The organism is Pseudomonas sp. URMO17WK12:I11 (genome assembly GCF_007677725.1).
In the GTDB taxonomy this organism is placed as follows: Bacteria; Pseudomonadota; Gammaproteobacteria; order Pseudomonadales; family Pseudomonadaceae; genus Aquipseudomonas.
In genome coordinates this window covers 60,935-85,088 of sequence record NZ_VEDF01000004.1, presented here as the reverse complement: position 1 = coordinate 85,088, position 24,154 = coordinate 60,935, and the positions used below count along the sequence as shown (strand labels likewise).

Genomic DNA, 24,154 nt, shown 5'->3' with positions numbered 1-24,154 from the left:
CCAGGCAGGGGCGGGCAGTGAGAAAGAATGAACGCCGGCAAGCCCCGGCGAGTCGGATCATCAACCCCTCTGAAAAAGGATATTGACGATGAAAGCGATGACCCGAGTGTTCACCGGCTTGGCAATGGTAGGTGCGATGGCGGCTTCCTCGGCCTGGGCGGACCAGCCTGGTGCGGATTGGAAAGTGACCAAGGACCAGGCAGAGGCCACGCTCAAGGGCGCTGGTTACACTCAGATCACCAAGATCGAGGCCGACGATGGTCATTGGGAAGGTGAAGGCATGAAGGCTGACGGCAAGCAGTATGAGTTCCAGGTCGATCCGCGCGACGGCAAGATCATCAAGGATGAGCTCGACAACTGATCATAGGGCGGGTGTTGCTCCATGAGCGACCCGCGCCCGGTGCGCGGGTTTTTTTCGTCCGGTAGCTGGACCCGATCTCACCCGGTAGCTGGTCGGTTGCCTTGTTCAGCGGATGGAACAAGTGCGGCCAGGTGTGCTCAACCTGGCATGAAGGTATAAATCCACTGTATTGCCCCGGCGACCACTGATCATGGACTGCGACGACCAACGCCCGACGGATAACGCTACGACCTGTTCATCCACTGCCTCTGCGCAGCCGCTGGCAAGTACCGAGTGGACGCGCACCCCGCTGGGTGACCGAGCGCTTTGGCCAGAGGCCCTTGCTCAGGCGTATGCGTTTTTGCTCAGTTCCGATCTCCCTTCGGCGATCATCTGGGGGGCGCAGCGCAGGGTGCTGTACAACGATGCCTGGGTCCCGGCGATGGGGCATCGTCATCCTCAGGCGCTAGGGCACCCCGCCCACGATGTATGGACGTCAGTATGGGCCCGCGTGGCCTTGCAGCTCGACGTCGTGCTGGAAAAGGGCGCGCTGCTGTTACTGTCCGATTCGGAGTTTCCGGTCAGGCTCGATCGAGAAAAGCCGTGGGCGTTCAGCCTCAGTCCGCTTCGTGGCCCGGATGGAGAAGTGGCGGGGATCCTGGTGCAGGGTCAGGAAGTGCATCTGTCGGCGATGGAACCTGTGCCTTCGCATATCACGCTCGGGCGCGACCGGCGCATGTTCGATCAGGCGCCTGGGTTCATTACCATTCTGCGTGGTCCGGAGCACATCTTCGAGTTCGTCAACGAAGCGTTTCGCCGCAGCTTCGGTGATCGTGGCTACCTGGGCAGATCGGTCCGCGAGGTGTTCCCCGATCTGGACGGGCAGGGCTATTTTGCCTGGCTCGACAATGTCTACGCCTCGGGCGAACGGTTCGTGGCTACCGGAACCGCCATCTCGCTGTACTGGGGTAGCGAGGGCAAGGCTACCCGTTACCTCGATTTCGTCTATGAGCCGGTGTTCGACGACAGTGGTGTCGTGACCGGCATATTCTGCGAGGGCTTCGACGTCACCAATCGCGTCGAGGTCGAGCAGGCTTTGCGGGAGGAGAGCCGGACGCTGGGGATCCTGCGCGACATCAATGCAGCATTCGCCAGCGACCTCAACCTCGAGCGCATCGTCCAGAACCTGACAGACGCGGGCATGGCGCTGACCGGTGCCGCCTACGGCGCCTACTTCGCCAACGAAGTCGATGCAGCCGGGGCTCACCTCAAGCTCTACACATTGTCAGGGACTGATCGCTCAGCGTTCGAGAAACTCGGGCATCCGCGGGCGACGCCTGTGTTCGCCCCAACGTTTCGTAATGAAGGCGTGGTGCGCTCGCAGGATATCCTCAGCGACCCGCGCTACGGTCAATTTGCCCCGCATCATGGCATGCCCGAAGGCCACCTGCCCGTGCGCAGCTACTTGGCCATTTCGGTGGTTTCGCGCACTGGCGACGTGCTGGGCGGGTTGTTCTTCGGACACTCGGAGCCTGGCCGGTTCACCGAGCGTCACGAACATCTGATGGTCTCGCTCGCCGCCCAAGCCGCCGTGGCCATCGATAACGCTCAGCTGTACCGTGAAGTGCAAGTGGCCAAGGCGACCCTCGAAGATCGGGTTGCGCAGCGTACCGAAGAGTTGTCCCAGGCCAACGAGGCTCTGCGTCAGTCGCAGAAGATGGAAGCCCTCGGCCAGCTCACCGGAGGCATTGCGCACGACTTCAACAATATCCTGGCGGCCATCCTCGGCAGCGCCGATCTACTCGCTCGGCGCTTGGGCCAGGGCCGAACCGACAATAGCGAGCGGCTGCTCAATGGCATCCAGGTCAGTGCCAAACGTGCCGCCTCGCTGACCCAGCGTCTGTTGGCTTTTTCCCGCCGCCAGACCCTGGATCCCCGGCCTACCGACATCAACGCCCTGGTCGAGGACCTGGTCGACCTGATCAACCGATCGGTGGGCCCGGCTATTTCGGTGATCACGCACCTGGCGCCCGACACCGGACTGGCGCGCATAGACCCGGTACAGTTGGAAAGTTCACTGCTCAACCTGGCGATCAATTCACGCGATGCGATGCCAGGTGGCAACGGCGCCATTTCCATTACCACTCAAGTGGTGGAACTCGCAGGTGCCGCGGCGTTGCAGGCTGATCTTCCGGCTGGCGACTACATCCTGATCAGCGTGGCCGATACCGGCGCCGGCATTTCGGCCCAGGATATCAAGCGTATCTTCGATCCTTTCTTCACTACTAAACCGCTTGGGCAAGGCACCGGGCTGGGGTTATCGATGGTCCACGGGTTCGTTCGACAATCCGGAGGTCAGATAGACGTGCACTCCAGGGAGGGCGTCGGTACTACCATGCGTTTGTTCCTGCCACGCCATGAAGGTGAGCAGCCAGCGCAGACACATAGCCAGCTGCCAACGCATAGGGCGCCCGTCGCCCATAGCAGTCGCATCCTTGTGGTCGATGACGAACCCATCGTGCGCATGACCATGGTCGAAACCTTGAGGGAGGCAGGTTATGAGGTGGAGCAAGCCGAGGAGGGTGCGGGGGCGTTGCAACTGCTGCGCAGCAGTGCCGCTTTCGATCTTCTGCTCACCGACGTTGGCCTGCCTGGCGCTTTGAATGGTCGGCAGATGGCCGATGCCGCCCGTGCGCAGTGGCCGGACCTACGGGTGCTGTTCGTCACTGGTTTCGCCGAAGCCTCCGTACTCAAGGGAGGATTTCTCACGCCAAGTACGGCGGTCATGACCAAGCCTTTCGACACCCAGCTGTTGCTGGAAAAAGTGGCGAAGATGCTGCAACTGGCTTGAGCCAGGCGCTGAGGTATTTTTGCGTCGCAACTGTAAGCGAAATAAAACTTTTTGCGTGCCGCAACGCTCTTTTGAAAAGACCTCATTCACACAAGGAGCGCCCATGAAACATACCGACGGCACTACTGGCGACAAAGTCCCTCGCCCTATCTCGTCTGATCAGGCGCAGCGCGGAGAGCAGGCGCCGAGCCCGGTGCTTGAGTCGCCGGATCCGGATACCGAAGTGGTTGATAAGGTGATCACACCCACCTCGATCAAAGAGCTCGAAGAGCAGACTGAAGAGATCAATCGCCGCCTGGCAGACGTCGACGAGAAGGCCAAGCGCTGATCCTGCCCAGGTCTGAACCGGACCGGGCGCCTAGCCCGGTTCCATCGCGGTGTTCTTCTTCCATCCACGCAGATTCATCACACCCAGGCACCCTTGCAGAATGATCAGTGCCCACGCCTGCGCCTGCCAGCCCCAGGTGGCCCACAGCACATTGCTTGCAATGAAGCAGCAAAAGCCCAGCTTGCGTCGGGCTGGACGCCTTGAGCCGATGCACCAGGCGGCCAGTACGGTCAAGGCCATCGCCGGCCATTCGAGCAGGTCCATCCACACATCCATAACGCCATTCCCAGCCGATTGCCTTTCGACGTGGGACAGGATAAAAACGCCTGAGGTTCACCGCTTCGAACGTCGAGCGGTGAAGGTTGAGCAACCTGCCTATCACGGTTGTCCAGATCGAATCCGGCCTATGCATCGATCAAGGAGGTCCCAGTGACCAGCAAGAAGGCGCGCGTCAGCAACCAAGCTTCAGGGGATATTTCGCAGCTGCCGCACGACATGTTCTTTGCAGCCGTCGAAACCACCCGCATGCCCATGATCGTCACCGATCCCAACCGTGACGATAACCCGATCATCTTCGCCAACCGGGCGTTTCTGGAAATGACCGGCTATGACAGCGATGAGATCATCGGCCAGAATTGCCGCTTCCTGCAGGGGCCCGACACCGACACGAGCGTTGTCGATGCCCTGCGCGATGCGATTGAGCAGCGCGTCGACATTGCCACCGAGATCCTCAACTACCGCAAGGATGGCTCCAGTTTCTGGAACGCGTTGTTCATCTCGCCGATCTTCAACGAGCGCGGCGACCTGATCTACTTCTTCGCCTCGCAACTGGATGTCAGCCGGCGTCGAGACGCTGAAGACGCCTTGCGCCAGTCGCAGAAAATGGAAGCCCTGGGGCAGTTGACCGGAGGCATTGCTCACGACTTCAACAACCTGCTGCAGGTGATGGGCGGCTACCTGGGGCTGATCGCCAGCGAAGCCGACAAGTCGCAGGTCGACCTCAACCGCGTGCGCCGCAGCGTCGGCCATGCGCAGACCGCCGTCGATCGTGCCAGCACCCTGACCAAGCAGTTGCTGGCGTTTGCTCGCAAGCAGAAGCTGCATGGCCGCGTCCTCAACCTCAACCACCTGATCGACGATGTGCGGCCGATGATGGAGCGCACGTTCGGCACGGATGTCGAAGTCGAGTTCGATCTGGAAGAGAACCTGCGCAACTGCCGCATCGATGCGACCCAGGCGGAGGTGGCGCTGCTCAATATCTTCATGAATGCACGCGATGCCCTGATCGGTCGGCAGCGCCCCTATGTGTTCATCGAAACGCGCAACGTGCTGGTCACCGATATCAACCATTCTTTCGACGGCTTGCTGCCAGGCAGCTACGTCAGCATGTCGGTCACCGACAACGGTATCGGCATGCCTGCCAGCATTCGTGATCGCGTCATGGACCCGTTCTTTACCACCAAGGAGGAGGGCAAGGGTTCGGGGCTTGGGCTGTCGATGGTGTACGGCTTCGCCAAGCAGTCAGGTGGCGCGGCGCGCATCTACACCGAAGAGGGTGAGGGCACCACGCTACGCCTGTATTTCCCGGTCGACGATGCCAAGATCGTCCAGCAGCAGCCGGTGCGCGCAGCCGAGCGCAGCGTGGGCAGCGAACGCGTCCTGATCGTCGAGGATCGCCCTGATGTAGCAGAGCTGGCGAAGATGGTGCTGGAAGACTATGGCTACTCGGCCGACATGGTGCTCAACGCCCGCGAGGCCTTGAAACTGATCCAGGCCGGGGAGCGCTACGACCTGTTGTTCACCGACCTGATCATGCCAGGCGGCATGAACGGTGTGATGCTGGCGCGGGAGGTGCGGCGCCTGCAGCCGCAGATCAAGGTACTGCTCACCACCGGCTACGCGGAAAACTCGATCGAGCGCACCGACATTGGCGGCTCCGAGTTCGAAGTCATCTCCAAACCTTGCCAGCCGCATGACCTGGCCCGGCGCGTACGGCAAGTGCTCGACGGGCCTACCGGTATCGGCTGATCGCCTGCGGGCGCAATGACCATTTGCGCCCGCCAGGTGAACCTTGCTCAAGCCCTGTGCTCGACCGTCAAAGCGTGCGAGGGCTGCGAACATGAACGCTATCACCCAGCAGATCGACCAGGAGCAGCGCCGGCTGGCCGTGCTCAACCAGTGGTTTGGGCTTTACGACGATACCCAGCGCAGGCGCGACTGCCCCAGTTCTCACCATGAATCCCTGCTGCGCCTGGCCGACGAAATGGACCGCCAGGGCCTGATCGACTGGCGCCAGTGGCGCGACTTGCGCCAGCTGGCTGACCGCAGCTTCCTCAAGGCTATTGCCGGCGCGGACTATCATCCTCGGCAAAGCCTGTACGGCGGTCAACGGCGCAGGGTTCTCTAGCGGCCCACTGTTTGGCCTGCCAGGCACATGTCATAGATCATATCCGCTGAACTCCTGCGTAACGTGGCACGTCCCCCGAATGGATGCCAACGATTAGGCATTCCCTGATCAATCCGCTTCGAGGACGTTACGATGGACACTAACGATCAACGCTCGACCTCAACGTCAGGCAGTACCCAGGACCATGTGCATGCCATCACCGACGAGGCTGGTGCCTTGCTTGGCGAAGCCAGGCAGAAAGGCAGCGAGCAGTTCGAGCAGTACCGTGATACGGCCGCCGAGCAGCTAGAGTCGCTGGAGGAAGGTGCACGCTCCGCCGCTGCGGCCATGCAGGAGCATGACACCATGGGGTTGTCGCAGTACCTGACGCAAGCTGCTGAATACGTCGGGGAGTTCGCCAACCAGGTTCGCCATGAAAGTGCCGAAAGCCTCCTGCAGCGCGGCGCCCAGCTAGCGCGCAGCAACCCGGCCCTGTTCCTGGCGGGCAGTGTCGCCGTCGGTTTCGCGGTATCACGGTTCATGCGCGCCAGCACCAGCCATGACAGCACAGGCGCCACAGCCGATACGCGTTGGCAGCGTGCATCCAGCATGCCTGCGAGCACGCCTGATCGCGGCAGTGACGTATCGACCCGCGAACCCTTCACGCCTGTCGACCCGATCGGTGCCGGAGCGGGTACCCCGGTGGGCGGCAGCCCGTTCGAACGCGACCCGCTCAGAGGAGCAGAATGATGAACAAGGATCCCTTGCACACCACACCCGGCTTGCGCTCCCCTGAGGATGATGCAGTCGGCGTCGGCGTCGGCGGCCTGCTGCGCCAGCTGATGCGTGAAGTCCCCGAGCTGTTCATCAAAGAGTTGGCCCTGGCCAAGGCCGAGTTGCAGCACAACCTGGCGACCTTGAAGGCGGGCACCGCTGCCGTTGCGGCGGGCGCCATTGTGATGCTGGCAGGCTTCGTCATTCTGCTGTTGGCGGCTGTGTATGGCCTGGCGCTGGTGGTCGAGCCGTGGCTCGCGGCCTTGATCGTTGGCGGCGTAACGTTGGTGATCGGCTTCATCATGCTGCAATCCGGCAAGAAGCAATTCCAGCCTACGCACTTGGCACCCGATCGTACCCTGCACGCCATGCAACAGGACAAGGACACGCTGAAGAGGAAAATGCCATGACCACCTCGTTCGAACATGAAGCACAGAAAGATCCGGATTTGCTCGAGCAGGAAATCAACGCCAAGCGTGAGCATATCAGCGACCTGGTCGATGCCCTGGAGCAGCAGCTCAGCCCTGGGCAGATGGTGGATCGGGTACTGGCCTACGCCAAGGGCAACGGCGGCGAGTTCTTCCACAACCTGGGGACTACGCTGAAGAACAACCCGGTTCCGGCGACCCTGACGGTATTGGGCCTGGCTTGGTTGGGGGTCAATCAGAATCGTCCCTTCAACCCAGGCCCGGCACAGCATGGGCCAGGCCTGGGGGATAAACTGGGCGAGGCCGTGGACGCGGTCAAGGGGGCTTTCGCCCACGCTGGTGAGGCGGTCCATGATGTCGGTCACAAGGCACGGATGAAGGCCCACGACATGCGTGACCGTGCCAGCGAGATGGGGGGTGGTGCGCGTGAGTCGGTAGGCGCGTCGGCGGATACATTGCGCCATTCGGCCCATCAGGTCGCCGATCAGGGCGCTGCGCTCAAGGGTCAGTTCGACCAGTTGCTCAAGGAGCAGCCGTTGGTGATGGCAGCGTTGGGCGTCGCGCTGGGTGCAGCAATAGGCGCAGCATTACCCAATACGCGCAAGGAAGACCAGCTGATGGGCGCCAGCAGCGATCGCGTCAGCGAAACACTCAAGGCCAAAGGCAGCGAGGTGAAGGCCTCGGTGGAGCAATCGCTGGATCAGGCCAGGTCACCATCCCCCAGCCCTGCAGGCCAGTCGCAGGAAGCGACCGACCTGTCCGCAGGGTTGGGCTTCAAACCTTGAGTCCATTGCCGATCCCGCCAACCCTCTGCAGTCAGGCTGAGGGTTGGCCAGCGAGCTGGTAAGGCGAGTCCATCACTGTAGTTGCCCGACCACTCAGACCCTCGACCGCGGTCAGGCGAGCGATCTCGATGCCGTTGCGAACGATGACCACCGCCGTTCCGTAAATAACTTGTTCGAGAATGTATTCAAGGGTGGTCTGAGCTTCGGACAGGTCGTATTTCACCTGGTGCACGATGGATTTCCTTTTGGGAGGTTCGAGTGGCGGGTGGGATGGCACCCTCTAGACCTGCGTTCCGGATAAGGCTGCAGGCTGGGTACTATGATGATGCGTGCAAACAGAAATGTGCATGCAAAGAATCCCGAATTTCCCGCTTGCCGCGAATAGAATCCCCCCCAAAAACCCGTTCTGTGGAATAGTTTGAGCTGCAAACTCGCCGATCAGCCCGCGTGCAGGCGCTCAAGCAGCGGCAGGACGTTGATTTGCGGCCTTGCAAAGAGATAGCCCTGCATCAGTTCGATACCCAAGTCACTCAGGGCCTGGCGCTCCGCTTCCGTCTCGATGCCTTCCGCTACCAAGGTGATACCCAGGCGCTGGGCGACCAGAACGATGCCGGCCACAATGGCCTGGCGCACCGGGTCCTTGCAGATCCCGCGGGTCAAGGCCATGTCCAGCTTGAGCACATTGGGCTGGAACTCCGCCAGCAGATTCAGCCCCGAGTAGCCCGAACCGAAATCATCGATCGCAGTGGTAAAACCCTGGCGGTCGTATTCCTTGAAAATCGACTTCAGGTGCTCGGTGTCTTCGATTCGTTCGCCCTCGGTCACTTCGAACATCAAGCGATCGGCAGGAAAGCCGAAGGTACGTGTCGCTTCAAGCGTGGCGCGAATGCAGGTACTGGCGCGGTAGACAGCATTGGGCAGGAAGTTGATGCTCAACTTGCAGTCGCGCGTGCGCCCCAGCCCTAGCGCAGCGGCTTGCTCGATGGCCTTGACCCGGCAGACCTGGTCGAAGCGGTAGAGGTTGTCCGGTGTCACTTTCGCGAGAATCTCGCCTGCGCTCTCGCCCTTCAAACCACGCACCAGCGCCTCATAGGCGAACGGCTTGCCCGATGGCACATGGATGATCGGCTGAAACGCCATGGTGATCTCGAAGTCCAGACTTGCAAGATTGCGACACTGCGCGCAGCCGATCGCTTCGAAGGGCTGGGGAAAAACGGGCTGGCTCATGAATTACCATTGGCGTACGTATGGGCGGATTGCCAGCATGCGGGAATATCCAGCATAAGCCAATCGCCAGCCGAGGGACGGTGTGCCAGAGCGCCTGATTTGTCCTACGCATCTGCGCGCAACGCGCCAGGGCGGGCGCGTGCGAACCTCACAGACCGCGGATTCTCCCGAAGCGCCCAGCCACGCACTAAAAACGTCGCCAAGCTGTTGAAATTCGACATTTTCCGGAACTGACGTTACGGTTTCACACTCTTCAAAGCAGGTAGGCGTAACCCGTTTGGCTTACCGCGCTCACCGCAGACGAGGAGTAGTGCCGCAATGACTGCCGAAAACAAACGCAGGAGCACCCTAAACCCACCCGTCTTCTACACGAGCGCAATACTCGTTTTCCTGCTGGTGTTATACGCCACGGCTTTCCAGGAGCACGCCCAGACGCTGTTCGAAATGGTCCAGCAATGGATCATTACCAACGCCAGCTGGTTCTACATCCTGACTGTGGCGCTGGTGCTGATCAGCGTGGTGTTCCTGGCCGTCAGCCGCTATGGCGACATCAAGCTGGGGCCTGATCACAGCGAGCCGGATTATCCGAATAAAAGCTGGTTCGCGATGTTGTTCTCGGCAGGCATGGGGATCGGCTTGATGTTCTTCGGCGTGGCCGAGCCGGTCATGCACTTCACCGCACCCCCGGTTGGCGACCCTGGCACTGTGGCCGCAGCGCGAGAGGCGATGAACATCACCTTCTTCCACTGGGGTCTACACGCCTGGGCTATCTACGCTATCGTCGCGTTGATCCTGGCCTACTTCAGTTTCCGCAACGGTCTGCCATTGACCCTGCGCTCGGCGCTCTACCCGCTGATCGGTGAACGGATCTACGGCCCGATTGGCCATGCCGTGGACATTTTCGCCATCCTCGGCACGGTCTTCGGTGTGGCCACATCGCTGGGCTACGGTGTACTGCAGATGAACAGCGGCTTTCACCATGTGTTCGGTCTGCCGGTCAACACCACGGTCCAGGTAATCCTGATCGCCGTGACCTGCGCTTTGGCCACCCTGTCGGTGGCCAGCGGGCTGGACAAGGGCATTCGTATCCTCTCCGAGCTGAACCTTGGCCTTGCCGTACTGCTGATGCTGTTCGTGCTCATCGTCGGACCGACCGTGTTCCTGCTGCAGGCCTACGTACAGAACACCGGCGCCTACCTGTCGGACATCGTCAACAAGACCTTCAACCTGTTCGCCTATGAGCCCACCGACTGGATCGGCGGCTGGACTTTGCTGTATTGGGGCTGGTGGCTGTCCTGGTCGCCCTTCGTCGGCTTGTTCATCGCCCGCATCTCGCGGGGGCGAACCATTCGCCAGTTCGTCTGCGGCGTGTTGTTCGTACCGGCCGGCTTCACCTTGCTGTGGATGACGGTATTCGGCGATTCGGCGCTGCACATGATTCTCGTCGATGGGGTCAAGGACCTGGCGGCAGTGGTCGAGCAGGATAGCTCACTTGCGCTGTTCGCCTTCCTCGAGCACTTCCCCTGGCCTACCGTGGTGTCGCTGGTCGCGGTGTTGATGGTCATGGTGTTCTTCGTCACTTCTGCCGACTCCGGCGCGCTGGTCGTGGACATGCTGGCCTCCTCGGGTAAAGGCCACTCGCCGTTGTGGCAGCGCATTTTCTGGTCGGTGAGCATTGGCGCAGTGGCGATCGCCTTGTTGCTGGCCAACGGGCTGAAGGCTTTGCAAGCCGCTACCATTGCCAGCGCTCTGCCGTTCGCTGTCATCCTGTTGATCGCCATGTATGGCCTGTTCAAGGCGCTGAGCCTGGATGCTACCCGCCGCGGCCTGCGCAATCAGGCGTTGCCTGGGCTGCGCCAGGATCGGCAGTCCCACGGCGGCTGGCAGCGTCGACTGCGCAATATCGCCATGATGCCGCGCCGTGCCCACGTGTCGCGCTTCATTACCGACGTGGTAAGGCCCGCCTGCGAAGAGGTGGCACAAGAGCTGCGCAAGCAAGGCTATGACGTCGCAGTGGAAGAGCGGGAGGATGGCCGCGTAGCGCTGGAGTTGTCGCATGCCGGTGAAGGCCGATTCAAATACGAAGTTCGCCCCCGGGCTTTCAACACGCCTAGCTTTGTGATGCGCGATACCGAAGATGGCGGCGAAGCGCGTAAATACTTCCGCGCCGAGGTGTACCTGCGTGAAGGTGGCCAGGATTACGACATCATGGGCTGGAGTCGAGAAGACGTGATTGGCGATATCCTCGACCAATACGAGCGGCACCTGCATTACTTGCATGTGGTGAGCTGAGCGAACCACTCAATGCAGTGCCGGCAGACGTCCATGGACGTCTGCTTGCCCATCAAAGCGGCGCCAGGGCTGAGGCTCTTGGCGCCGCTTCGTTGCTGGCGAGATGCTGGACGTCACTCAGTGCTCGGTTTTCGAACGATGCTCGGCCAGCGCGCGGTACTCCTTGCGCAACGCCCGCAGTTGCTTGTTGTCCATCGCCTCGAGATCAAGCACAGAGCGCTGCGCCGATTGCGTGGCGCGGATAAGCTCGTCGAGCTTTACATGAAGGATGTCGTTGTCGCGGTTCTGCGTGTTCTGAATCAGAAACACCATCAGGAACGTGACGATGGTGGTCGAGGTGTTGATGATCAGTTGCCAAGTATCGTTGTAATGAAACCAGGGGCCTGAAATCGCCCACAGGATGATCAGTACCACTGCGATGAGAAAGGTGCTTGGCTTGCCGGAACGGTCCGCCAGCCATTGACAGAATTGCGCGAATTTCATGGTGCCCTCCGATTTGTCTCTGACGTGGGACAGCCACAGGGCTTAGAAATTTTTTTTACAACTGCGTAGGCCATTGAGGGCAAGTCAACAGGCGGTGCAGACCTCAACCTCCGGTCGCGTGGCACAGGGCCTGCTGACAACTTTCATGCGGCCTCGGCGTCTGCATCTTTAACCGGGTCGCTGTTCAGCCCACACCCTGTGGTACGACTGACTGAGGATAGGCGCATGGCCGAAATTTCCCACCTGACCTTGCAAGTCAAACCCATCCCGTTCGAGCCGTCGTTCGAACAAATTCCCGATGACGAGGCTGAAACCAGCAAAGCACTGGCCGAAACCCTCCACGGGATTCTCGAGACCACCTTCAAAGACAACGCTCACGCCAATCGCAGCGTGCATGCCAAGGCCCACGGGCTGCTGCATGGCCACGTCGAGATCTTGGACAATCTTCCCCCGGCGCTGGCCCAGGGCGCATTCGCCAGGCCCGGCACCTTGCCGGTCGTCCTGCGCCTGTCGACCAATCCTGGTGATATCCTCAACGACAAAGTGTCGACCCCGCGGGGGCTGGCAATCAAGATCATCGGCGTCGACGGGCCGCGCTTGCCCGGCAGTGAAGGGGACACTACCCAGGACTTTGTGATGCAGAACGCCAAGGCCTTCACCGCCCCGACACCTAAGGCATTCTTGAAGACCTTGAAAATGCTGGCTGCCACCACCGACAAGGCGCCACGAACCAAGCAGGCGGTTTCTGCCGTGTTGCGCGGCGTCGAAGCGACGCTCGAGGCGCTGGGTGGCGAAAGCGGCGCGTTGAAAAGCTTGGGTGGGCACCCGTTGACCCACATCCTGGGCGAGTCCTTCAGCACGGTGGTGCCGGTGCTGTACGGCCCTTACTTCGCCAAGATCGCCGTCGTGCCGGTTTCCCCAGAGCTGACAGCGCTGACCGACAAGAAACTCGATGCGGGTGACGACCCCGACGTGCTGCGCACGGTCGTCAGCGAGTTTTTCGATCAGCATGCCGCCGTCTGGGAAATCCGCGTGCAGCTCGCGACCTCGATCGAACAGATGCCGATCGAGGATGCCACAGTGCAATGGCCGGAAGATCAGAGCCCGTATGTGACTGTGGCGCGCATCAGCGTGGCGCCACAGCCCTCATGGGATGCAGACAAGCAGCGAGCCATCGATGACGGCATGGCGTTCAGCCCCTGGCATGGGTTGGCGGCACATCGTCCGTTAGGTGGGGTGATGCGGGTGCGCAAGCCCAGTTACGAGATGTCGGCAGGGTTCCGCGCGGCGCACAACGGCTGCCCGATTCACGAGCCGCGTTGAGGTGGGGCAGGATAGGAGGGTTTAGAGGCTGTCAGGATCCCCAAAGAACATCTGTATCCGCGACCGCAACCAACGTTCGGCCGGGTCGTTGTCCTGGGCGCCGCGCCAGGCCATGTGCAGCTCGAAGGTCTGCACCGGGATCGGCATGTCCTCGGCGCGCAAGCCGCCGGCTGCGGTCAGCGCATCGGCGGTGTAGTCAGGCACGGTGGCGACGATGTCGGTGCCGGCCAGCAGACTGCCCAGGCCGTTGAACTGCGGCACCGCGAGCACCACGTGGCGCTTGCGGCCGATCGCTTCCAAGGCCTCATCGATGAAACCGGACAAATCGCCGGCGAATGACACCAGTGCATGGGGGCGGGCGCAGAAGTCATCGAGGGTGATGCTGCCCGGCACGCTGTCGGCGCGCAGCAACTTGGGCTTGCTGCGGCGCAGCACCTTGCGCTTGGCGTTGGCCGGCAGTTCGCTGGTGTAGCTGACGCCGACAGAGATTTCGCCGGAGGCCAGCAAGGTGGGCATCAACAAGTAATTGACCCGGCGTACCACCAGGACGATACCTGGCGCTTCGGCGCGCACGCGCTTGAGCAGCTGCGGCAGCAGGGCGAACTCGGCATCGTCCGACAGGCCAATGCGGAACACCGCGTTGCTGGTGGCCGGGTCGAATTCGGCGGCGCGGCTGACCGCCGTGGAAATCGAGTCCAGCGCTGGCGAGAGCAGGGCGAAGATCTCGTTGGCCCGCGCCGAGGGCTCCATGCTCCGACCGGTGCGCACGAACAACGGGTCATCGAACAGCGTGCGCAAGCGCGACAGTGCGGCGCTGATCGCCGGTTGACCGAGAAACAGCTTCTCTGCCGCGCGGGTCACGCTGCGCTCGTGCATGAGCGTTTCGAACACAATCAGCAGGTTGAGGTCTACGCGACGCAGGTCGTTTCGATTCATCGGTGCGCTTCGTCAAAAATGGGGCCGGGGTGAATCTTAAGGCCAAAGGCTGTTACCCTGCACCGATTTCCGGGGGCCAATGCACAGGAATGTCAGGTGCCCAATCGATGACAGGCATGTCGACTATTAATAGCCACTGATGGTCTAACGGCAAAAGCCCGGATAAAGTCCGTGGTAATACGAGATTCACACAGGCGAGGTATGTGATGTCCCGCATCATCCGGTTCCACAAGTTCGGCGCTGCCGACGTGCTCCGCTGCGAGGAGCAGGCCGAACCGACACCAGCCGTCGGTGAAGTGCAGATCCGCGTCGAGGCCATTGGCGTGAGCTGGTACGACGTGCTCTGGCGGCAGAACCTGGCGCCCTCGCAAGCACGCCTGCCGGCCGGCATCGGCCACGAAATGGCCGGTGTGGTGACTGCGGTCGGCGATGGTGTCGATGACATCAGCGTGGGCGATAGGGTTGCCAGCTTCCCAGCCACCAGCGCCAATGACCATCCGGTGTACGGCGATGTCATCGTCCTGCCGCGCAGCGCCATCACCCGCTACCCGGATCTGCTCACGCCGATCGAGGCCAGTGTGCACTACACGCCGCTGCTGATCGCCTATTTCGCCTACGTCGACCTGGCGCGGGCCAAGGCCGGGCAGAGCGCGCTGGTGACCGACGCCAGCCACTGCGCAGGGCCGGCGTTCGTGCAACTGGGCAAGGCGCTGGGCCTGAAAGTCTTCGCCGCCACCAAGGAGCCGGAACAGCGTGACTATCTGCTGAGTCTGGGCGCTGACAAGGTCATCGTCACCGAAGAGCAGGACCTGCTGATGCAGATCGGCAAGTACACCGACGGGCGTGGAGTCGATATGGTCCTCGACGGCCTGGGCGGCCCACAGATGTCGTTGCTCGGTGATGTGCTGGCACCCCGTGGCAGCCTGGTATTGTATGGTCTGCAAGGCGGCAACCAGACGCCATTTCCGGCCTGCGCGGCGTTCCAGAAGAACATCCAGTTCTACGTGCACTGCATCGGCAACTTCACCGGCAAGCCAGAACTGGGCATCAGCCAGGATCAGGTCGCACTGCAGCGGGCGCTGCGCGACATCAATCAGTTCACTGCCGATCAGCTGCTGACCCCGCAGATCATCAAGGTGTACCCATTCAGCGACGTGGTGGAGGCGCATCGCTACATGGATGAATGCCCATGTGGCGGGCGTGTGGTGCTAGACATGACGCGCACCTGACAGCATTAGTTGGTAACCAAAGAACCGGGCATCTGCCCGGTTTTTTGCATTTTGCTGTCTAGCCTAAGTAATTGGAGCGGCGCACGATCGCCTGCGTATTGACTGATTTCTGAATGGTTTTTTCAATGCCATCTGTATCTTTTATTCGTTTGGCAAGACTCGATAATGACCTGACCCAAACGGACGCAAGGAGCGGACAATGAACCCGAGCAAGCGCGGTGGAGCACGGCCCAGGGCGTTGTTGTCGCCCATGCCGGTAGTTGTTTTCAGGCGGCTAGGGCAAGCATATAAGCAACTAGCAGGCTTCCTATATTCTTGTAGGAAACTTCCTAAGTTTTCAATACCTGAACATGCAGCATTTCGCCGCAATGGCGGTACTGAAATACCCGGCGGGGTAGTGCGGTGAGTATCGTTCACGACCAGGCCATGAACTTTATCTACCAACAGGTGCTCGAGCGCTTGTTGAATCACATGAGCAAAACGCAGCGCGCCTCACTGCAATTGTTGATACAGCGATTGCTGGTGGTCGCTGGCGGGCCGGAATACATCGGCACGTTCAGGTTGCTGCTGGTGCAAGGTGGCGATCGCTGCAGTGCACGGCTACTGGCAGTGATGCGAGCAGCACAACTGAGCATCGCGCTGCGGGCGCCAGTGACCTTCAAGCTTCAGGTACTGACAAGCTGCCTGCCGGCGAACAGCAAAGCCATGCTGGAGCAGCATGAACGTGGCTTCGACGCGCTGTTCATGCATGACGACCCGCGGGTACAAGTGCAGATGCTCGAAGGCGCAGCCGTGGTGCCATTTGCCCGCCAACCCAGCGGCGCCGGCCCGCGTGGCCAAGCGGCGGGTCAAGCCATGCTGTTGTTCGGCCACGTGGTCGATGCCAGGCCTCGCGCCCTGCTCGGTAGCCGAACCTATCTGGAATTGGCCGATGCCGTGCGCCTGGCCTTGGCCGGGTACCCCAGCGTGGACGCCGTGGTGACAGCCCTGCCTGCTCGACAGCGCAGGCGTTTGCTCGGCTGGGCCCGGCGCAGTCTGCAACTGGCGGGTGTGGCGGTCGACGACGCGCTGCCCCACTGCCTCGATGAACTGGTCGAGCGGCTAGGGCACCTGCACGGGGCCGCCGGCTCCTTGGAGCCGATGGCGCACGTGTCGGGCCGCTCAACGCCGAGGGCGATACCGCTGCAGGTGCTTGGCCTCGACGATCTGCTCCCCTCGCTGTTGTGTGATGCCGGCCTGGACCGGGTGATGGGCTGGGGCTTCGAGCTTGGGGCGCAGGCACCGTCATTGGCGGGGTTCATCGACCCCCTGGCGCTGGCTCACCTGCAAGACCTGGCGTCGCGTTGCCAGGCGGCTGCGTGTGCGCCGGTCAGTCCAGCGTCGGTACCCGGCGGTACATCTTCTGCCGGAAGCTTGTATCTGGTGGGCGATGCCAAGCCTCCGGGCCTTGAGCCAGCGCAACTGGCCTGTATGTTCTTTCGGCCATTTAGCGACCGCGGCGCCGGTCTCGAGCGTTTTCTGCAGTGCTGCCATCCCGACATGCTGGTCGCTTTGCCTTATCTGCATCGGGCCCTGCAAGGCAAGGCCTGCCCGGATGCGGTCAGGGACTGGATCGTGAATGTCAGCGGTCTGCCGCTTGCGCAATTGCGCATGATCTACGATGCGCCTGCGCAGCCGAGTGCGGCGCGCTGGCTAGGCTATCTGGCCGGGCGAGATGTGCACCTGCGGCTTTTCGATGGCCCGTGAGTTCGCCTATCAAGTGGTGTATCGCTACCTGGCGGCCTTGATCGACGATGCCGAACGAGGCGGGCAGCCACGCTTGCCGTCGCTGAGAACGCTGTCCAGGCGCTTGCGGGTATCGTTGGCCACCGTGCAAGCGGCCTACACCCTGCTCGAGCGCGAGGGCAGGGTCCGATCGATCGCCAAGTCGGGCTACTTCGCCAAGGTCGCCGTAGCGCCGATACGCGCCGACGTCGGCCACACGCCAGTGGCGCAACCGGCATTGGAGCGCGCATTGTTGGCCCAGGAGCGGCGTTTGGGCCGCTCGCCAGCGCGTATTGGCGCAGCGCACGCCGGTGCGCAGCTGCGCGAAGCCCTGGCCCAGCGTTACACCCACAATGCCCCGCAGGTCTGGCGGCCAGATGATGTGCAGTTGGGGCCAGATGTGCAGGCCGTGCTGGAGACGCTGCTCGCTGCGCTGGCACCGCCGGGCAGTACCGTGTTGGTGGCAACCCCTTGCTGCTGGCGGATCCTGCGCACGCTCCAGCGCTGCGCTGTGCGGGTCGTGGAGCTGCCGCTAGGCCCCGACGGCAGCGCTGAGGTGACTACTCTCGCCAGGTTGCTGGTCGCCGAGCCGATCGCCCTGGTCATCCTGCCTTCGTGTCTCAGTGCGCCGCTGGGTCGGTTGATGGCTCGACGGGTTCACCAGCAGATTGCCGACGTACTCGCCTTGCATGCGGTGTGGTTGCTGGAAAACGACCTGGACAGCGAGTTGTGTTTTACCGCACCCGCTGCGTCGCGCCTGCGCGACTGGGTCGACCCGCGCAGCTTGCTGGTGCTGGGTTCGATGGAGGCCGCGGTCGGCACCGAGGCGCCTTATGCCTACCTGCTGGGGCGCGCGCCGGCCGTGCACCTGGCATTCGCCCTGCGGGACTTCCAGATCAGCCCACTGCGTCAGCAGGCATTGGCCCGGCTGCTTGTCGCAGGTGACATCGATGCGCAGCTGCGGCTTACACGATTGGCGCTGCAGCAGCGCATGGAGCAGCTCTGCCAGCATTTGCGCGGGGCGTTGGGTGAACAGGTGGAGTATCAGCGGCCAGAAGGCGGACATACCCTGTGGTTGCGCCTGGCCCAGGCGTGGTCGAGCGCTGCCGTGCTGGCAGCCACGGCAGATTCTGCTCTGCATGCCGTGGCGGGTGAGCAGTATGGTTTGCCCGGTCGCTACGAGCGCTACGTGAGTCTGCGCTGGGTGGGCGAATCCCCCCAGGCGCTGGTGCAGGCGTTGCAGAAGTTGAGCGGCGATGCCACTCGTCGGTAGGTGTGGGTAATCGACCGCTGAACTTGCCTGACGGCCGGATCTGTATGTATAAACAGTGTTCGTTTTCGCTGCCCGACCTCGCCTTGTGATTGCCCATTCCGTCGATGACCCGCTGTACTACTTGCATAACTTCCGCCAGGTACTGCTGTGGGTCGAGTCACGTTATGCCGACTTGCTCGATGAGCAGGAGTCGGCGTTCATCCGTACTTTCGCCGAGCTCGCCCAGCCCGCCCAGGCGTTGTTGGTGCGCATGGTCATGCGCAAAGGCGAGCTGTTCCGTAGCGACCGCCTCGAATACACCGAAATCGGCGACACGGCGCAGGCGCTGCAGCCGCTGATGGCGCTTGGATGGGTATGTGAGCCTGCGGCCTTGAGTCTTGAGCAACTGTTCCACCTGCTACGCAAGGACGAACTCGCTGCAGGCTTCGCCGAGCACCTGGAAAAGCCCCGGGCAGCCAAGCACGAGCTGTTGCAACAATTACAGGCGTTGGCCCTGGCCCCCAGGCCCCTGGCCGAATGGTTCGGCTGCGTGTCAGTGCGCATCGTGCAGTGGTGCCTGCAACCACTGTGCGACCGCATCCGCCTGCTGTTCTTCGGTAATTTGTACCAGGACTGGTCAGAGTTCGTCCTCGCCGACATGGGCGTGCTGCGCTTCGAAAAAGTGCCTTTCAGCGCCGATTCGCGGGCCCTCCAGCAGCGCAGCGAGGTGGATCAGGCCATTGCCTTGCACCAGTGCGTCGAGCGCCTGGAGCAAGGCGAAGCGCCCGCGACCATCCTCACCACCCTGGCCAGTCTGCACGTTGACAATGCGTGGCTGGCACGGCGTCACGCGCGCTTGCTGTTCGCCGTGGGTCAACAGTGCGAGCGGCTCGGTGACTGGGACCAGGCTTTGTCGGTGTATGCGCGCAGCAGCCACGCGCAGGCGCGAATTCGCCAGGTCCGCGTGCTGGAACGCAGTGAACGCTGGGCTCAGGCGCATATGCTGGCGTTGAAGCTGGCTGCCGCGCCGGCCAATCCGCTGGAGGTGCAGGCACTGGAGCGCATGTTGCCGCGCCTGGCGCGCAAGCTCGGTGGGCCGCCGCAGCCACGGCGTCGGCCGGCGCCGTTGCAATTGATCGAACTGGAACTCCCACGTGAGCAGGCAGCGCTCGGCGTCGAAGAGGCCGTGCGCCAACATCTGGCGCAAGCGGGCGGGCAAGTGCACTACGTGGAGAACACCCTGTTCAACAGTCTGTTCGGCCTGCTGTGCTGGGAAGCGATATTCGCGCCGGTGCCGGGGGCGTTCTTCAACCCCTTCCAGGCAGCTCCGCAAGACCTGCATGACAGCGACTTCCAGCAGCGCCGCACCGCGTATTTCGCAGCCTGCCTGGGCCGACTGGACGACGACTCCCACCGCCAGGCCATCGTGGAGTGCTTCACGGCCAAGCAGGGCCTGCAATCGCCGTTCGTGTTCTGGTCCATGCTCAGCCAAGCGCTGCTCGAGCAAGCCTTGGCCTGTTTGCCGGCAGCGCATTTGAAGCAGTGTTTCCTGCGCCTGCTACAAGATATTCGCAACAACCGCACCGGTATGCCCGATCTGATTCAGTTCTGGCCAGAGCAGCAGTGCTACCGCATGGTCGAAGTCAAGGGGCCAGGTGATCGCCTGCAGGACAACCAATTGCGCTGGCTGCAGTTTTGCGCCGAGCACGGCTTGCCGGTGGCGGTCTGTCACGTGCGCTGGAGCGCTGCGTGAGTTATCGGGTGGCGGTCCGCGCGCTGTGCGAATTCACCGCCAAGGTCGGCGACCTCGACCTGCGTTTCACCCCGTCCCCGACGGCCCAGGAGGGCATCGAAGGGCACCGCCGGGTCGTGGCGCGTCGCGCTGCCGGCTACGAGTCGGAGATCACCCTGGAGGGCGATTGCCAAGGCCTGCGCGTGCGCGGACGTGCCGACGGCTACGATCCGGCGGCCAATCGCCTGGAAGAGATCAAAACGCACCGTGGCGATCTCGCGCGCCAGCCTGACAACCACCGCCAGCTGCACTGGGCGCAGGCCAAGGTGTATGCCTGGCTGCTGTGCCAGGTGCGGCAGTTGCCGAGCATCGAGGTTGCCCTGGTCTATCTGGACGTCGACAGCGACAAGCAGACGCTGATCAGTCAACACTATTCAGCCGCGCAGTTGCAGAGCTTCTTCGAAGCCCAGTGTCAATGCTTTCTCGCCTGGGCGCAGAGCCAGGAACAGCGCCTGGTTGCGCGTAACGAGGGCCTGCAAGCCCTGACGTTCCCCTACCCGGCATTTCGCCAGGGCCAGCGGCAGTTGGCAGAAACCCTGTACAAGGCAGTCAGCACTGGGCGCTGCCTGCTGGCCCAGGCCAGCACCGGCATCGGCAAGACCCTGGGCACGTTGTTCCCATTGCTCAAGGCGATGGTCCCGCAGCGGTTGGACAAGCTGTTCTTTCTTACCGCCAAGACGCCTGGTCGAGCCCTGGCCCTCGACGCCCTGGGGCAAATCCACGCAGCCACCCCGCAACCTGCGCTACGCACGCTGGAACTGATCGCCCGTGACAAAGCCTGCGAACACCCGGACAAAGCCTGCCACGGTGAGTCCTGCCCGTTGGCCAAGGGCTTTTACGACCGCCTCCCGGCCGCGCGCCAGGCCGCCGCCGCGCGGCCCATTCTCGACCGCGCGGTACTGCGCGAAGTGGGCTTGGCCCATCAGGTATGTCCGTACTACCTGGGCCAGGAAATGGCGCGCTGGGTGGATGTGGTGGTGGCCGACTACAACTACTACTTCGATGCCCACGCCATGTTGTTCGGCCTCGCGCAGTTGAACCAGTGGCGCATCGCGGTGCTGGTCGACGAGGCGCACAACCTGGTCGAGCGCGGGCGCGCCATGTACAGCGCGACGCTCGATCAAGGCCAGTTGCGCGCACTGCGCCGCAGCAAGCCTCAAGGCTTGGTCAGCGCGCTGGACCGGCTCAATCGACAGTGGAACGCCTTGTTCAAGACCCAGCAGGCGGCGTATCAGGCCAGCGAGCAGCTGCCAGAAGCGTTCGTGCGTGCGCTGCAGCAATGCATCGGCCTGATCCAGGAGCGCCTGAACGAACGCCCCAGCGAGGTTGACCCGCAGGTGCTGCAGTTCTTTTACCAGGCCTTGCAGTTCAGCCGAGTGGCCGAGCTGTTCGACGAGCATTTCCTGTTCGATATCAGCTTGCGCCAGGGTGCGGGCAAACAACGCCTGGCCAGCCTGTGCCTGCGTAATGTCACCCCGGCCAGGTTGCTCGCACCGCGCATGCGTGCAGCACGCAGCGTAACCTTGTTTTCCGCGACCTTGAGCCCGCGGCGCTTTTATACCGATCTACTGGGCATGCCCGCCGATACCGCCTGGCTCGAGGTGGCGGCGCCGTTTCGCGCCGAGCAACTGCAGGTGCGCATCGCCAGCCAGGTGTCGACCCGTTACCACGCGCGGCAGGCATCCCTGGCGCCGATCACTGCGTTGATCGCCGAGCAATACCAGCGCCTGCCGGGCAATTACCTGGCGTTCTTCAGCAGTTTCGAATACCTGCAGCAGGTGGCCAGCCTGCTCGCTGCGCAGCACCCAGGCATCCCCCTGTGGACCCAAGCGCCAGGCATGGACGAGGCGGCGCGTCAGGCGTTTCTCGAGCGTTTCGTGGCGGACGGGCAGGGCGTCGGCTTCGCTGTGCTCGGTGGGGCGTTCGGCGAAGGGGTGGACCTGCCCGGCACCCGTCTGATCGGCGCATTCGTCGCCACCTTGGGCCTGCCACAGGTCAATCCGATCAACGAGCAGTTCAAACAGCGCCTGGGACGCCAGTTTGGCGCGGGTTTCGACTACGCCTATCTGTACCCCGGTGTGCGCAAGGTGATTCAGGCCGCTGGGCGGGTCATCCGCGGCGATCAAGACCGTGGCGTGCTGGTGTTGATCGACGAGCGATTCGCCGAGCCGCGGGTTCAACAGATGTTCCCCACGTGGTGGCAACTTGCCGGCGACTAAACCGCCAGCCCCTTCGCACGGCCATGCAACTCCCAGTACACTGCGTGTTCAAACCCCCACATTCGTTGAACTCGAGGTTTTTGCATGACGCTCAGTCCTTTGGCAGGCAAGCCGGCTCCCGCTAGCGTGCTGGTCGATATTCCCCGCCTGCTGACCGCCTACTACACGGGCCGCCCAGACCCTGCCGTGGCAGCGCAGCGGGTGGCCTTCGGCACCTCGGGGCACCGCGGCAGCTCGTTCGACCTGAGCTTCAACGAACACCATGTCCTGGCGATTACCCAGGCCATTTGCCTGTATCGCCAGGAGCACGCCATCGACGGGCCGCTGTTCATCGGCGCCGACACCCATGCGCTGTCCGCCCCTGCGGCGGCCAGCGCGTTGCAGGTGCTGGCGGCCAATGGTGTGCAGGTGATGCTGTCCAAGGACGACGAATACACGCCGACCCCTGCCGTGTCCCACGCGATCCTGTGCTACAACCGTGGGCGCCGCACCGGGCTGGCCGATGGCATCGTCATCACGCCCTCGCACAATCCTCCGCAAAGCGGCGGCTTCAAGTACAACCCCCCCAATGGTGGCCCAGCCGACAGCGATGTCACCAAGTGGATCGAGGCCAAGGCCAATCAGCTGCTGGAGGCGAGCCTCGCCGGGGTCAAGCGCATCGACCATGGTCAGGCGCTGCAAGCCGCCACCACCCAGCGTCATGACTACGTCAGCCATTACGTGGCCGACTTGGAGAATGTCATCGACTTCGACGTCATCCGCAGCGCCAACCTGCGCCTGGGCGTCGACCCGCTGGGCGGCGCTGGGGTGCGCTACTGGTCGGCGATCGCCGAGCGTTACCAGCTCAATCTCGAAGTGGTGAACACCGAGGTCGATCCAACCTTCCGCTTCATGTGCGTGGACTGGGACGGGCAGATCCGCATGGATCCTTCCTCACCCTACGCCATGCAAGGCCTGATCGGCCTGCGCGAGCGCTTCGACGTGGCCTTCGCCTGTGACCCTGACCATGACCGCCATGGCATCGTCACCGCCGATGGCCTGCTGCAACCGAACAACTACCTGGCTGTTGCCATCGACTACCTCTACCGCCACCGCCCGCAATGGCGCAGCGACGCCGCAGTCGGCAAGACGGTGGTATCCAGCGGCATGATCGATCGCGTGACCGAGCGTCTGGGCCGCCAGTTGTATGAGGTGCCGGTGGGCTTCAAGTTCTTCGCTCAGGGGTTGTTCGATGGCACGCTCGGCTTTGGCGGCGAAGAAAGCGCAGGTGCGTCGTTCCTGCGCAAGGATGGCACGGTCTGGGCCACCGACAAGGACGGTCTGATCCCAGCACTGCTGGCGGCCGAGATGACTGCGCGCACGGGGCGCAACCCTAGCCAGGCCTACGACGCGCTGACTGCCGCGCTGGGCAAGCCGTACGCGACCCGCGTCGAGGCCAAGGCCGATGCGCGGCAGAAAGCGGCGTTGAGCAAACTGGCGCCAGAGCAGGTGAAATCCACCGAGCTGGCGGGCGAGCCGATCGTCCAGATCCTCAGTCAGGCCCCTGGCAATGGCCAGGCGATCGGTGGCTTGAAGGTCATGACCGCCAATGGCTGGTTCGCCGCGCGTCCGTCCGGGACCGAAGACATCTACAAGATCTACGCCGAGAGCTTCGTCGACGAGGCGCACCTCAAGCGTCTGGTCCAAGAGGCGCAAGTGCTGGTCGATGCCGCCATCGCCTGATGGCCGAGGGGCCGCAAGGCGGC

General features: G+C 62.5%; 21 protein-coding genes. 16 read left to right on the top strand and 5 right to left on the bottom strand.

Going from position 1 to position 24,154, the window contains the following annotated elements:
• The first annotated feature begins 88 nt into the window (after positions 1 to 88).
• The 3 genes from FS665_RS09130 (at position 89) to FS665_RS09120 (ending at position 3,519) form a co-directional block, all read left to right on the top strand.
• A complete protein-coding gene (locus tag FS665_RS09130) occupies positions 89 to 361 on the top strand; it encodes a PepSY domain-containing protein (RefSeq protein ID WP_145186628.1) in 273 nt (90 codons plus the stop codon).
• 340 nt (positions 362 to 701) lie between these two features.
• Positions 702 to 3,191 (top strand): ATP-binding protein, encoded by a 2,490-nt coding sequence (locus tag FS665_RS09125; RefSeq protein ID WP_178108316.1) that lies wholly within the window; start codon positions 702 to 704, stop codon positions 3,189 to 3,191.
• Positions 3,192 to 3,294: 103 nt separating this feature from the next.
• Positions 3,295 to 3,519, top strand: coding sequence for a hypothetical protein (locus FS665_RS09120; RefSeq protein ID WP_145186622.1), 225 nt, complete (start codon positions 3,295 to 3,297; stop codon positions 3,517 to 3,519).
• A 30-nt stretch (positions 3,520 to 3,549) separates the two neighbouring features.
• On the opposite strand, the gene FS665_RS09115 is transcribed toward FS665_RS09120, so the two are convergent.
• Positions 3,550 to 3,795 carry a hypothetical protein gene (locus FS665_RS09115; protein WP_145186619.1) on the bottom strand — a complete coding sequence of 82 codons (246 nt, stop codon included), beginning with the start codon at positions 3,793 to 3,795 and terminating at the stop codon, positions 3,550 to 3,552.
• A 153-nt stretch (positions 3,796 to 3,948) separates the two neighbouring features.
• Between FS665_RS09115 and FS665_RS09110 the strand changes: the two genes are divergently transcribed.
• The 5 genes from FS665_RS09110 to FS665_RS09090 all read left to right on the top strand — a co-directional run bounded on the left by FS665_RS09110 (position 3,949) and on the right by FS665_RS09090 (position 7,892).
• Positions 3,949 to 5,547, top strand: a complete 1,599-nt coding sequence (locus tag FS665_RS09110; protein WP_145186616.1) for a histidine kinase famiy protein — start codon at positions 3,949 to 3,951, stop codon at positions 5,545 to 5,547.
• A 91-nt stretch (positions 5,548 to 5,638) separates the two neighbouring features.
• Positions 5,639 to 5,926 carry a hypothetical protein gene (locus FS665_RS09105; RefSeq protein ID WP_145186613.1) on the top strand — a complete coding sequence of 96 codons (288 nt, stop codon included), beginning with the start codon at positions 5,639 to 5,641 and terminating at the stop codon, positions 5,924 to 5,926.
• A 132-nt stretch (positions 5,927 to 6,058) separates the two neighbouring features.
• A complete protein-coding gene (locus tag FS665_RS09100; protein ID WP_145186610.1) occupies positions 6,059 to 6,655 on the top strand; it encodes a hypothetical protein in 597 nt (198 codons plus the stop codon).
• Positions 6,655 to 7,089: a phage holin family protein gene (locus FS665_RS09095; RefSeq protein WP_145186607.1), complete on the top strand. Its 435-nt coding sequence runs from the start codon at positions 6,655 to 6,657 to the stop codon at positions 7,087 to 7,089. Before FS665_RS09100 ends, FS665_RS09095 begins: the two co-directional genes overlap by 1 nt.
• Complete coding sequence (locus FS665_RS09090; RefSeq protein ID WP_145186604.1) at positions 7,086 to 7,892, top strand: DUF3618 domain-containing protein; 807 nt, start codon at positions 7,086 to 7,088, stop codon at positions 7,890 to 7,892. Before FS665_RS09095 ends, FS665_RS09090 begins: the two co-directional genes overlap by 4 nt.
• A gap of 31 nt (positions 7,893 to 7,923) precedes the next feature.
• Here the strand turns inward: FS665_RS09090 and FS665_RS09085 are convergent, their stop codons facing one another.
• The gene (locus FS665_RS09085; protein WP_145186601.1) at positions 7,924 to 8,124 is read right to left on the bottom strand and encodes a type II toxin-antitoxin system Phd/YefM family antitoxin; all 201 of its coding nucleotides are present in this window, start codon (positions 8,122 to 8,124) and stop codon (positions 7,924 to 7,926) included.
• Positions 8,125 to 8,330: 206 nt separating this feature from the next.
• Positions 8,331 to 9,119 carry an EAL domain-containing protein gene (locus FS665_RS09080; RefSeq protein ID WP_145186598.1) on the bottom strand — a complete coding sequence of 263 codons (789 nt, stop codon included), beginning with the start codon at positions 9,117 to 9,119 and terminating at the stop codon, positions 8,331 to 8,333.
• A gap of 318 nt (positions 9,120 to 9,437) precedes the next feature.
• Here FS665_RS09080 and FS665_RS09075 point away from each other — a divergent pair, with 318 nt between their 5' ends.
• Entirely contained in the window at positions 9,438 to 11,411 is a 1,974-nt protein-coding gene (locus tag FS665_RS09075) for a choline BCCT transporter BetT (protein ID WP_145186595.1), read from the top strand.
• Between the two features lie 117 nt (positions 11,412 to 11,528).
• Here FS665_RS09075 and FS665_RS09070 read toward each other — a convergent pair whose 3' ends face one another.
• Complete coding sequence (locus FS665_RS09070; protein ID WP_145186592.1) at positions 11,529 to 11,894, bottom strand: low affinity iron permease family protein; 366 nt, start codon at positions 11,892 to 11,894, stop codon at positions 11,529 to 11,531.
• Between the two features lie 225 nt (positions 11,895 to 12,119).
• On the opposite strand from FS665_RS09070, the gene FS665_RS09065 reads away from it, so the two are divergent.
• Entirely contained in the window at positions 12,120 to 13,217 is a 1,098-nt protein-coding gene (locus FS665_RS09065) for a catalase family protein (RefSeq protein ID WP_371921246.1), read from the top strand.
• A 21-nt stretch (positions 13,218 to 13,238) separates the two neighbouring features.
• On the opposite strand, the gene FS665_RS09060 is transcribed toward FS665_RS09065, so the two are convergent.
• Entirely contained in the window at positions 13,239 to 14,153 is a 915-nt protein-coding gene (locus FS665_RS09060) for a LysR family transcriptional regulator (RefSeq protein WP_145186589.1), read from the bottom strand.
• A gap of 206 nt (positions 14,154 to 14,359) precedes the next feature.
• On the opposite strand from FS665_RS09060, the gene FS665_RS09055 reads away from it, so the two are divergent.
• The 6 genes from FS665_RS09055 to pgm all read left to right on the top strand — a co-directional run bounded on the left by FS665_RS09055 (position 14,360) and on the right by pgm (position 24,131).
• Positions 14,360 to 15,382 carry a zinc-dependent alcohol dehydrogenase family protein gene (locus tag FS665_RS09055; protein WP_145186587.1) on the top strand — a complete coding sequence of 341 codons (1,023 nt, stop codon included), beginning with the start codon at positions 14,360 to 14,362 and terminating at the stop codon, positions 15,380 to 15,382.
• Between the two features lie 402 nt (positions 15,383 to 15,784).
• On the top strand, positions 15,785 to 17,128 hold the full coding sequence (locus tag FS665_RS09050) for a hypothetical protein (RefSeq protein ID WP_145186584.1): 1,344 nt from the start codon (positions 15,785 to 15,787) through the stop codon (positions 17,126 to 17,128).
• A complete protein-coding gene (locus tag FS665_RS09045) occupies positions 17,118 to 18,419 on the top strand; it encodes an aminotransferase class I/II-fold pyridoxal phosphate-dependent enzyme (RefSeq protein ID WP_145186581.1) in 1,302 nt (433 codons plus the stop codon). The genes FS665_RS09050 and FS665_RS09045 overlap by 11 nt, the downstream gene beginning before the upstream one ends.
• A gap of 85 nt (positions 18,420 to 18,504) precedes the next feature.
• Positions 18,505 to 20,151 (top strand): VRR-NUC domain-containing protein, encoded by a 1,647-nt coding sequence (locus tag FS665_RS09040; protein WP_145186578.1) that lies wholly within the window; start codon positions 18,505 to 18,507, stop codon positions 20,149 to 20,151.
• On the top strand, positions 20,148 to 22,409 hold the full coding sequence (locus FS665_RS09035; RefSeq protein ID WP_145186575.1) for an ATP-dependent DNA helicase: 2,262 nt from the start codon (positions 20,148 to 20,150) through the stop codon (positions 22,407 to 22,409). The genes FS665_RS09040 and FS665_RS09035 overlap by 4 nt, the downstream gene beginning before the upstream one ends.
• 84 nt (positions 22,410 to 22,493) lie before the next feature.
• On the top strand, positions 22,494 to 24,131 hold the full coding sequence (pgm, locus tag FS665_RS09030) for a phosphoglucomutase (alpha-D-glucose-1,6-bisphosphate-dependent) (RefSeq protein ID WP_145186572.1): 1,638 nt from the start codon (positions 22,494 to 22,496) through the stop codon (positions 24,129 to 24,131).
• Positions 24,132 to 24,154: the final 23 nt, after the last annotated feature.